The sequence below is a fragment of the Micromonospora sp. C97 genome, assembly GCF_018070385.1.
Lineage (GTDB): Bacteria > Actinomycetota > Actinomycetes > Mycobacteriales > Micromonosporaceae > Micromonospora > Micromonospora parva.
Genome location: NZ_JAGPXU010000040.1, coordinates 33,935 through 43,824 on the forward strand (window position 1 = coordinate 33,935; position 9,890 = coordinate 43,824).

General features: G+C 74.0%; 9 protein-coding genes and 1 pseudogene. 6 read left to right on the forward strand and 4 right to left on the reverse strand.

Going from position 1 to position 9,890, the window contains the following annotated elements:
- Positions 1 to 28 precede the first annotated feature (28 nt).
- Positions 29 to 1,012, forward strand: coding sequence for a nitroreductase (locus tag KBX26_RS30535; RefSeq protein ID WP_247681251.1), 984 nt, complete (start codon positions 29 to 31; stop codon positions 1,010 to 1,012).
- 41 nt (positions 1,013 to 1,053) lie between these two features.
- Positions 1,054 to 2,784 carry a GAF domain-containing sensor histidine kinase gene (locus tag KBX26_RS30540; RefSeq protein WP_210866993.1) on the forward strand — a complete coding sequence of 577 codons (1,731 nt, stop codon included), beginning with the start codon at positions 1,054 to 1,056 and terminating at the stop codon, positions 2,782 to 2,784.
- Positions 2,785 to 2,799: 15 nt separating this feature from the next.
- On the opposite strand, the gene KBX26_RS30545 is transcribed toward KBX26_RS30540, so the two are convergent.
- Positions 2,800 to 3,438, reverse strand: a complete 639-nt coding sequence (locus tag KBX26_RS30545; protein ID WP_030336079.1) for a response regulator transcription factor — start codon at positions 3,436 to 3,438, stop codon at positions 2,800 to 2,802.
- Positions 3,439 to 3,629: 191 nt separating this feature from the next.
- Here KBX26_RS30545 and KBX26_RS30550 point away from each other — a divergent pair, with 191 nt between their 5' ends.
- Positions 3,630 to 4,604: a nitroreductase gene (locus KBX26_RS30550; protein WP_030336081.1), complete on the forward strand. Its 975-nt coding sequence runs from the start codon at positions 3,630 to 3,632 to the stop codon at positions 4,602 to 4,604.
- Positions 4,605 to 4,619: 15 nt separating this feature from the next.
- On the opposite strand, the gene KBX26_RS30555 is transcribed toward KBX26_RS30550, so the two are convergent.
- From KBX26_RS30555 to KBX26_RS30565, 3 genes are all read right to left on the reverse strand, one after another.
- The gene (locus KBX26_RS30555; protein WP_030336082.1) at positions 4,620 to 5,612 is read right to left on the reverse strand and encodes an NAD-dependent epimerase/dehydratase family protein; all 993 of its coding nucleotides are present in this window, start codon (positions 5,610 to 5,612) and stop codon (positions 4,620 to 4,622) included.
- A gap of 91 nt (positions 5,613 to 5,703) precedes the next feature.
- A complete protein-coding gene (locus KBX26_RS30560) occupies positions 5,704 to 6,168 on the reverse strand; it encodes a hypothetical protein (RefSeq protein ID WP_210861050.1) in 465 nt (154 codons plus the stop codon).
- Entirely contained in the window at positions 6,165 to 6,683 is a 519-nt protein-coding gene (locus tag KBX26_RS30565; RefSeq protein WP_030336086.1) for an RNA polymerase sigma factor, read from the reverse strand. The genes KBX26_RS30560 and KBX26_RS30565 overlap by 4 nt, the downstream gene beginning before the upstream one ends.
- A gap of 319 nt (positions 6,684 to 7,002) precedes the next feature.
- Here KBX26_RS30565 and KBX26_RS30570 point away from each other — a divergent pair, with 319 nt between their 5' ends.
- From KBX26_RS30570 to KBX26_RS30580, 3 genes and pseudogenes are all read left to right on the forward strand, one after another.
- On the forward strand, positions 7,003 to 7,935 hold the full coding sequence (locus KBX26_RS30570; protein WP_210866994.1) for an ABC transporter ATP-binding protein: 933 nt from the start codon (positions 7,003 to 7,005) through the stop codon (positions 7,933 to 7,935).
- A complete protein-coding gene (locus KBX26_RS30575; RefSeq protein ID WP_030336090.1) occupies positions 7,932 to 8,654 on the forward strand; it encodes an ABC transporter ATP-binding protein in 723 nt (240 codons plus the stop codon). The genes KBX26_RS30570 and KBX26_RS30575 overlap by 4 nt, the downstream gene beginning before the upstream one ends.
- Before the next feature lie 7 nt (positions 8,655 to 8,661).
- Positions 8,662 to 9,890 (forward strand): annotated as a pseudogene (locus tag KBX26_RS30580) (permease); the annotation flags it as partial.

Below are 9,890 nucleotides of genomic sequence, written 5' to 3' on the forward strand. Positions count from 1 at the left end.
GATGAGCAGAGACGGAAAGGTCGTGACCATGAGTCAGGAAAGCCAGCTGACCACCGCGCTGGCGGAGGCCGCCGCCACCGCCGGCCACGCCCCCTCGGTGCACAACACCCAGCCGTGGCGCTGGCGGGTGCTGCCCGACGCGTTGGAGCTGCGTTCCGTCGCCGACCGGCAGCTCGCCGCCAGCGACCCCGACGGGCGACTGCTCGCCATCAGCTGCGGCACCGCCCTGCACCACGCCCGACTGGCGCTGGCCGCCGAGGGGTGGCGCGCCGTGGTGGAACGGCTGCCCGACCCGGCCGACACCGAGCTGCTGGCCCGGCTGACCGACCTCAGCCACACCACGGCCGACCCGGACGCCATGCGCATGGTGCAGTGCATGCAGGTGCGGCACACCGATCGCCGGCCGGTCAGCGACGAGCCGGTGCCGCCCACGGCGATCCAGGAGATCACCCGGGCGGTCAGCGCGGAAGGCTGCCGGTTGCAGATCCTCGACCGCGACCAGGTGCTGGAGCTGGCCGCCACCGCCGGGCACGCCGACACTGTCGAGGCCGAGGACACGGAGATGCGTACCGAGCTGGCGTACTGGACCAGCCGGGCCGGCTCGGGCACCGGTCTGCCGGCGGAGGTGCTGCCCGAGCAGCCCGCGCAGACCACCGTCCCGGGGCGTGACTTCGGTCGGCCCGGCAGCCTGCCGGTGGGTCCCGGGCACGACCAGATGGCGGTGTACGCGATGCTGCACGGCGACGAGGACGAACGGGACAGCTGGCTGCGGGCCGGCGAGGCGCTCTCCGCCGGTTGGTTGACCGCCACCCGGCTCGGCGTGTCGGTGGTGCCGCTCAGCGCGGTGGTGGAGGTGCCGGGCACCCGGCAGACCCTGCGTCAGCTGCTCTCCGGCATCGGCTTCCCGTACCTGGTGCTGCGGTTGGGCATCGCCGATCCGACCCAGTCCGGCCCGCCGCACACGCCACGGTTGACCACCGCCCAGGTGGTCGACACCTCGGCCGTGCGCTGACGGCCCCTGACGACGGGCGACGCCAGCGCTACCATCCCCCGATGACCAGCAGCGCCCCGTCGCCCCGGCAGGAACCATCCACGACACCGTCGCTCGGGCTGAGCCCGCTGTCCCGGGTCCGTCTCGACGAGCTGCTGCAGGAGATGCTGGTCCGCGTCGGTGAGGTGGTCACCAGCCGGGAGCGGCTGCGGGCCCTGCTGGACGCGGTGGTCGGCATCGGCACCAACCTGGATCTGCGTACCACCCTGCAACGCATCGTGCAGGCGGCCTGCGAGCTGGTCGGCGCCCGGTACGGCGCGCTCGGCGTGGTCGGCCCGGACCGGCTGCTGCACGACTTCATCGTCCACGGCATCACCCCCGAGCAGCATGAGCGGATCGGTGACCTGCCGCACGGGCGGGGCGTGCTCGGTCTGCTCATCGACGACCCCCGCCCGCTGCGGATGCCCGACATCACCCAGCACCCCCGCTCCTACGGCTTCCCGGCCAACCACCCGCCCATGCACAGCTTCCTGGGGGTGCCGGTCCTCATCCGCGACCAGGTCTTCGGCAACCTCTACCTGGCGGAGAAGCAGGGCGGCGCGCAGTTCACCGAGGACGACGAGGAGATCGTCGTCGCGCTCGCCGCCGCCGCCGGCGTGGCCATCGAGAACGCCCGCCTGTACGCCGTGGCGCACCGGCGGCAACGCTGGCTCGCCGCCACCGCCGAGATCACCACGGTGCTGCTCGGCGAGGTACGCCGTACCGACGCGTTGGCGCTGGTCGCCCGCCGGGCCCGCGAGGTCGCCGAGGCCGAGCTGGCGTTGGTGCTGCTCTACGACAGCGACACCGAGCACTTCTCGGTGGAGGTTGTCGACGGCGCCGACGCGCAGGCCCATCCGCTGGTCGGCGCGGTGCTGCCCGCCGCCGACACCAGTTTCGGCGCGGCCGTCGCCGAGGGCCGGCACGACCAGGTCGACGATCTGGCGCACGCCGCGCCGTGGCCGGCGCTGCTGCACACCGGCCCGGCGATGATCTCACCGCTCGCCACCGCCGAAACCCTGCACGGCGTGCTGATCGTGGCGCACCGGCCGGAGCGCGGCGGGGGTGCCAGCGAGGAGGACGTGGCGCTGCTGGGCAGCTTCGCGGGGCAGGCGGCGCTGGCCATGGAACGAGCCCGGGGCCAGGAGGAGCGGGAACTGCTGGTGGTCCTGGAGGACCGGGAGCGCATCGCCCGTGACCTGCACGACGTCGTGATCCAACGGCTCTTCGCCACCGGCCTGCAACTGCAGAGCGCCGCACCGATGGGCCGCCCGGAGGTGGCCAAGCGGATCAACGCCGCCGTCGACGATCTCGACGCCACCATCCGGGACATCCGCCGGACCATCTTCGAGCTGCGTACGCCGATGACCTCGGAGCTGCGCACCGAGATCCGGGCGGCGATCGAGGCGGCCGCCGAGTCGCTGGGTTTCAAGCCGCATCTGGAGCTGGCCGGGCCAGTGGACAGCGCCGTGCCCGACGCCATCCGTCCGGACCTGACCGCGGTGCTGCGCGAGGCGCTGTCCAACGTCGTCCGCCACGCCCAGTGCACCCGCGTCGACGTGGCCGTACGCGTCGACGCCGGTCACGTCACCGTGACGGTCAGCGACAACGGGGTGGGCTGTGACCCGGCCGCCGCCCGGGGTGGTCTGGTCAACCTGCGCGAACGTGCCAGCCGTCTCGCCGGCACCTTCACGATCCTCGGCGTCGAACCGCACGGCACCGAGCTGCGCTGGACCGTGCCGCTGCGCGACTGACCTCCGCGACCCCGGTCAGGGTGTCTTGCCGAGGAGGCGGGTGGCCAGAACGGCGGCCTGGGTGCGGCGCTCCAGACCCAACTTGGCCAGCACGCTGGAGACGTAGTTCTTCACGGTCTTCTCCGCGAGGAACATCCGACCGGCGATCTCCCGGTTGGTCAGCCCCTCCGCCACGTACTCCAGGATCCGCCGCTCCTGCTCGGTGAGCGACTTCAGCTCGCGCGGCTGCTCAACGCCGTTGCGGATGCGTTCCAACACCCGGGTGGTGATCGCCGGGTCGAGCAGCGACTGCCCGGCCGCGACCCGGCGGACCGCGTCGACCAGGTCGGTGCCCCGGATCTGTTTGAGCACATACCCGGCGGCACCAGCCATGATCGCCGCGAACAGCGCCTCGTCGTCCTCGTACGAGGTGAGGATCAGGCCCTTGATGGACGAGTCGACGGCCCGGACGTCCCGGCACACGTCGATGCCGTTGCCGTCGGGCAGTCGCGCGTCGAGGATCGCCACGTCGGGTCGCAACGCCGGGATGCGACGGGCCGCCTCCTGCGCCGAGCCGGACTCGCCCACCACCTCGATGTCACCGCTGCTCTGCAGCAGGTCGGCCAGGCCACGACGGACGACCTCATGGTCGTCGAGGAGGAACACACGGATCATCAGTCGTTTCTACCCGCTGCCCGGGGCCCGGCGCACGGGCCGAAGGTCCCGACCAGTGGGCCGCGAGCGGGCGCTCGGTCCCGACCGGTCGGGACGTCCGGCCCTGCTCGGCGACCGCCGAAGAGTGGACCGTGAAGGTACGGCCACCCGGCACCACCCGCCGCCGGCCGCACCGGGAGAGGAGCACCGCCATGGAGATCGGCTACACCGCGACCCAGCTGCGGACCGCCGCCGTGGACGCGGTCCGGGCACCGTCGTTGCACAACACCCAACCGTGGCGGCTACGGCTGCGCGACGGCGGCATCGAGGTGCTGGCCGACCCGGGCCGCCGGCTGCCGGCGACCGACCCGAGCGGGTGGGGCGTCCGGGTCGCCTGCGGCGCGGCGCTGTTCAACCTGCGGATCGCCCTGGCCGTCGCCGGCACCCCGGCCCGGGTGCGGCTGCGCCCCGACCCGGCCCAACCGGACCTGCTGGCCCGGCTGGTGCCGGACGTCCCGCGCCGGCCCACCCCCGCCGAGCAGAGCCTGTACGCGGCCATCCCCCGCCGGTTCAGCAACCGACTGCCGTTCTGGCCCGACCCGGTGCCCGCCGACGCCCGGTGGCGCCTCGGCGAGGCGGCCCGCGCCGAACAGTGCTGGTTGGAACTACTGATCGGGGTGAGCGCGGTCTCCGCGTTCGGCGAGATCGCGCGCGGCGCGCACCGGGTGCTGGAACGCGACCCCGCGTACCGGGCCGAGCGTGAACGGTGGCTGCGTCGCGAGTTCGCCCCGGACGGCGTACCCAGCTCGGCCGGTGGCCCGCAGGGCGAGCCGCAGGATGTCCTGCCGGCCCGCGGCTACGGTGGGCGCGACCGTGCCCCCGGCCGGGACTTCGAACCGGAACCTCTGGTGGGGGTGCTGGGCTCGGCGGGCAACACCGCGGTGGACCAGGTGATCGCCGGGCAGGCCCTGCAACGGCTGCTGCTCACCGCCACGGACGCCGGGCTCAGCGTGTCGATGCTCTCCCAGCCGATCGAGGTGCCGTCGGCGCGGGAGCAACTGCGGCTGTCGCTGGGCCGCTTCGGCACCCCCCAGATGGTGCTGCGGATCGGGTACGGCCAACCGGGCCGACCGACCCCCCGACGTGAGGTCGACGAGGTGCTGGAGCTGCCGGTGGTGCCCGCCTGACCCGCCGGGGCACGCTCAGCCGGCGAGGACGGCGGCCTCCCGGGCCGGGTCCAGCCCGACCGGGCCGCGCTGCGGTCGCCCGGCGCGCGGCGGAACCGCGCCGACCTCACGCAGCCAACGCCAGGTGTCCTCGACGGTCTCGGTCACCGGCCGGCAGGTCAGCCCGGCGGCCAGCGCGCGGGTCACGTCCTGCTCCAGCAACCCCCGGTACGGGTGGCCGCGCGGCATCCAGATCGGCAGGTCGCTCCACGGCTGCACGCCGGCGGCGAGGATGGTCGTCGGTTCGGTCCAGCGCAGCCGGGCGGCGGCACCGGTGGCGGCCACGCACGCGTCGAGCAGCTCCCCCATCGTGGTCTGCGTCGGCCGGCCGACCGCGTTGACAGTGCCGCCCACCCCTCGGGCCCCCGCGTCCAGCATCCACCCCGCCAGGTCGCGAACGTCGACGTACTGCACCGGCAGGTCGGCCGGCCCGGGGGCGAGCACGTCCCCGCCACGCTCGATGCGCCGCAGCCACCAGGGCAGCCGGCCGATGTCCTCCCCCGGGCCCAGGATCAGACCGGCCCGGGCGATCAGCGCACGCGTGCCGAACACCCCCCGCACGGCACCCTCGGCGCCGGCCTTGAGCTGCGGGTAGTCGCCGTCGACGGCGTCCGGGTCGGCGTCCACCACCGGGGAGTCCTCATGCAACCCGGTGGCAGCGTGGTCGGTGTAGACGGACCCGCTGGACACGTACACGTAGTGGCCGACCGAGGCGAGCAGGGCGCGGGCGGCGGCGCCGGCAGCCCGCGGGGCACCGTCCCAGGTGTCCACCGCCACGTCCCACTCGCCGCCGGCCAGGGCCGCCAGGCCGTCGGGCGCGGTGCGGTCACCCCGCAACCGGTGTACGCCGGGCGGCACCACGCCGTGCAACCCCCGGTTGAACACCGTCACCGACCAGCCGCGGCGCACCGCCTCGGTGACAGTCGCCCCGCCCACAAAGCCCGTACCGCCCAGCACCAGCAATCTCATGCGCTCCACAGTGCCGACCCGGGGCGGCGCGGCACACCCCTGTTCACCAGCAGCGGATCTGCCCGTGGCAGAACCAGCGGGGCGCGGTCACTCACCCGCCCTCGCCGGGCGCGGCCAGCGCGGTGCGGCGGCGTAGCAGCGCCGCCCTCGCCCGGCGGGCCGCCCGCAGGTGCGCGCCCGCCAGGACGCCGAGCACCAGCACCATCCCCAGCAGCACCGGCTCGAACTCGTGCCGCACCACGCTGATGACCAGCGCACCGACGCTGAAGGCCAGCCAGGCGCCGACGCCGAGCCAACCGGCGACCACCCGGTCCCGGGCGAACAGGGGGGTCCGTCGGGTCACGGCCCAGCCGCCGAACGCCGCCCAACACAGGCCGATCGCCACCAGCGCGGCGAAGGCCACGCTGGTGCGTGTCGGTAGCTCGGGCTCGGTCGCCCAGAGCAGACCGATCAGGCCGCTCCCGGTGAGACCGGTGAAGCCCACGGCCAGGTATCCGACCCGCCTGCGCAACGACAACGGCGCGTCCAGTCGCGCCAGTACCTCTTCCGGAGTCATGCTTCGTACCCCTTCCGCACCAGCTCACGGCGTAACAACGTGCGGGCCCGGTTGAGCCGCGACTTGACGGTGCCGACGGGGACGGCGCAGATCTGCGCGCAGGCGTCCAGCGGCAGATCCTCCAGGTAGAACAGCAGAAGCACCTCCCGTTCCCGGGCGGGTAGCTCCGCCAGCGCGCCGGCGAGGGTCTCCCGGTTGACGACCCCCTCGGCCTCGTCGTCGCCCGGCAGGTCGTCGATCGGTTCGGGTTCCGGGCGGGCGTACGCGTCCCGCAGCCGGTTCATCACCGCCCGGCGGGCGATGGTGAAGAGCCACGGCGTGAACCGGTCCGGCTGCCGCAGCCTCGGCAGCCCCCTGAGGACCGCCAACCAGATCTCCTGCACCACATCGTCGTCGGACCCACCGAGCATCCGCCCGACGTACCGTTCGACCGCCGGATGCCAGCCCTGCACCAGTTGGGCGAACGCCTCCCGTTCGCCCAACTGGCAGCGGACCACCAGCAACTCATCGCTCATCGGTCCTCCTTCGCCTGTTCAGTCGGTGCGGGCGTCCGGCAGGTTCACGACGCGCGCCACAGCGGGGACCGGCGTCGGCGGGTGGCGGGGTGCGGCAGTGGTCGCAGAGCTGGTCCAGGATGCAGGAAAGCCACGCAGAGGCATGGTCAACGGAGCCGCCGATTGCGAAACTGCTTCAATCTGCGTCAGCACGGGCAATCGAGGCCCTTGACGCAATTGGTGACCACGCGTGCCGCCCAGGTGACATCACGTGCCGGACCGGTGGGCCTGACCGCTACCCGAGGCCGGTTCGACGTCGGCACAACCCGGATGGAGGGGAATGTCAGGCACGCCGCTGTCAGTGCCGCAGCCGTCCGCGCGGGCCCCCGAGTTCGGCGGGAACGCGCTCATCGTCTGCGAGAACCTGGTGCGGATCTACCAGACCGGTTCGATCGAGGTGCAGGCACTGCAGGGTCTGGACCTGGCCGTGGAGAGCGGTGAGCTGGTCGCCGTGGTCGGTGCCTCCGGGTCGGGCAAGTCGACGCTGCTCTCCATCCTCGCCGGCATCGACGCGCCCACCGCCGGGCGGGTCCGGGTCGACCGGTGGAACCTGCTGGCGATGTCCCGCGCGGACCGGGTGGACTACCGGCGGCGCACCGTCGGGTTCGTACGGCAGCAGACGGCGAGCAACCTGATCCCCTACCTGACCGCACGCGAGATGGTGGACCTACCGATGACGGCGGCCCGCACCGCGAAGGAGGAACGTCGGGAGCGCGCGGCCGAACTGCTGGACAGCCTCGGTGTCGCCGACTGCGCCGATCGCCGCCCGGGCCAACTCTCCGGAGGGCAGCAGATGCGGGTCGCGATCGCGGTGGCGCTGGCCAACCAGCCGCGCGTCCTGCTCGCCGACGAGCCGACCGGCGAGCTGGACGCGGCCACGTCCGCGGAGGTCTTCGGCGTGCTGCGCGACGTCAACCGGCGCTACGGCGTCACCGTCGTCGTGGTGACCCACGACCCGGCGGTCAGCGGCCAGGTCGAACGAACGGTCGCGATCCGGGACGGGCGCACCAGCAGCGAGGTGCTGCGCCGCACCACCACCGACGCGGCGGGCGACACCCACATGATCGCCGAGGAGTACGCGGTGATGGACCGGGCCGGGCGGGTCCAGGTGCCCCGCGACTTCCGCCAGGCGCTGGCGCTGACCCGACGGGTCCGGCTGGCCCTGGAACCCGACCACATCACGATCCGCCCCGATTCGGAGACCCGCGCATGAGTGCCGAGCCGCTGCTGCGCGTGCGCGACGTACACCGGAGCTTCCGCACCGGGCCGACCGTCGTGCACGCCCTGCGCGGCGTGTCGTTCGACGTGGCGGCCGGTGCCATGGTGGCGCTCGTCGGCCGGTCCGGTTCGGGCAAGACCACACTGCTCAACGTCATCGGGGGCCTGGACCGCCCGGACGCCGGCACCGTGCACGTCAACGGCACCGACGTCGCCGCGCTCGACGAGGACGGCCTGTCCCGGCTGCGACGCGAGACGGTGTCGTACGTCTTCCAGAGCTTCGGGTTGATCCCGGTGCTGTCGGCGGCGGAGAACGTCGCCGCCCCGCTGCGGCTGGCCCGCGTCGCCCCGGCCGAGCGCGAGCGGCGGGTCGGGTTGCTGCTGGAGCTGGTCGGCCTGGCCGACCACGCCCGGCAGCGGCCGGCCGAGCTGTCCGGCGGCCAACAGCAGCGGGTGGCGATCGCCCGCGCGCTGGCCGCCTCGCCCCGGCTGCTGCTCGCCGACGAGCCCACCGGGCAACTGGACGCCGAGACGGGCCTGTCGGTGATGGCCCTGCTGCGCGGGATCGTGGAATCCGAAGGCGTCACCGTCCTGGTGTCGACGCACGACGCGGTGATGATGGCCCTGGCCGACCGGGTGATCCGCATCCACGACGGGCACCTCGACGAACAGGCGGCCGGCCAGCCGTACGAGCCCGTGCCGGACGCCAGGTGACGCGTCGATGCTGAGGCTGGTCAGCCGGCGCGCCCGCGCGCAGTGGCCGTTGCTGGCGGCCCTCCTCGGGGTCGTCACCATCGGCGCGACACTGCTGGGCACCTGCACCCTGCTGGTCACCCGCACCGCCGAGCGGGCGCTGGAGATCGCCATGGCCGACGCCGCCCCCGCCGCCGTCGACGTGACCGTCTACACCGGCACCGTCGAGGGCCCGGACGCGCGCTCCGTCGCCGCCGACACCCGCGCCGTGGTGACCTCCGCGCTCGCACCGTTCCCCGCGACGACCACCGCGCGGGCGTCGACGGTGCTACGGGCGCTGCCGCCCGCGCTCGCCCCGGGCACCACAGTGCCGGCCCAGGCGTACCTGTCGGGGCTGGACGACCTGCCGGCCCGAGCCGAGCTGATCACCGGACGCTGGCCGCGGCACCCGGGCGACGCGGTGCTGCTGGAGTCCACCGCCCAACTGCTCGGCCTCACCCCCGGTCGCCAGGTGCGCCTCGGCGCCGAACTGGCCCACGCCCCCGTCCCGGCCGTCGATGTGACAGTCGTGGGCGTGGTTCGCCCGCTGCCGGGGCGCGGCTGGGACCGCGACCCGTTGGCCGCGGCCGGCTCGGCCATCGGCTACCGCGACGGTCGCTTCATGCAGCCGGTCAACGCCTACGGCCCGTTCCTCGTCGACCTCGCCGACCTGGTCAGCACCGGCGCCACAGTGGATCGGATGGAGGTCACCGCCCACCCGGACCTGTCCAACCCCAACCGTCGCGACCTGGAGACCGTGGCCGGGGCCATCCGCAGCGCCGACCGCCGGCTGGCCGGCACCCTCGGTGACCGCGTCCAGCTCGCCCGGGTCTCCTCCGACCTGTCGTCGACAGTGCGGGCAGCCGACGACCAGCAGCACGTCACCGCCGCCGTCGTGCTCGCCATCGCCGTCCTCGGCGGTGTCCTGGCCGCGACGGCACTCGTCCTCGCCGGCCGGCTGACCGCCGACCTGCGCGCCGACGAGACCGCCCTGCGGTCCGCCCTGGGCACCAGCCGCCGCCAACTCGCCGCCACCGCGACACTTGAGGCCGGGCTCGTCGCCGCCGTCGCCGCCGCGCTCGCGACACCGGCCTCGTCGGTGGTGCACGCCGGCCTGACCCACCTGCCGCCGCTGGACCGCGCCGGCCTGACCGTCGGGCCGGGCGTCACCGGCGCCCAGGTCCTCGCGGTCGTCGGCGGCGCGCCGGGGCGTCGCCC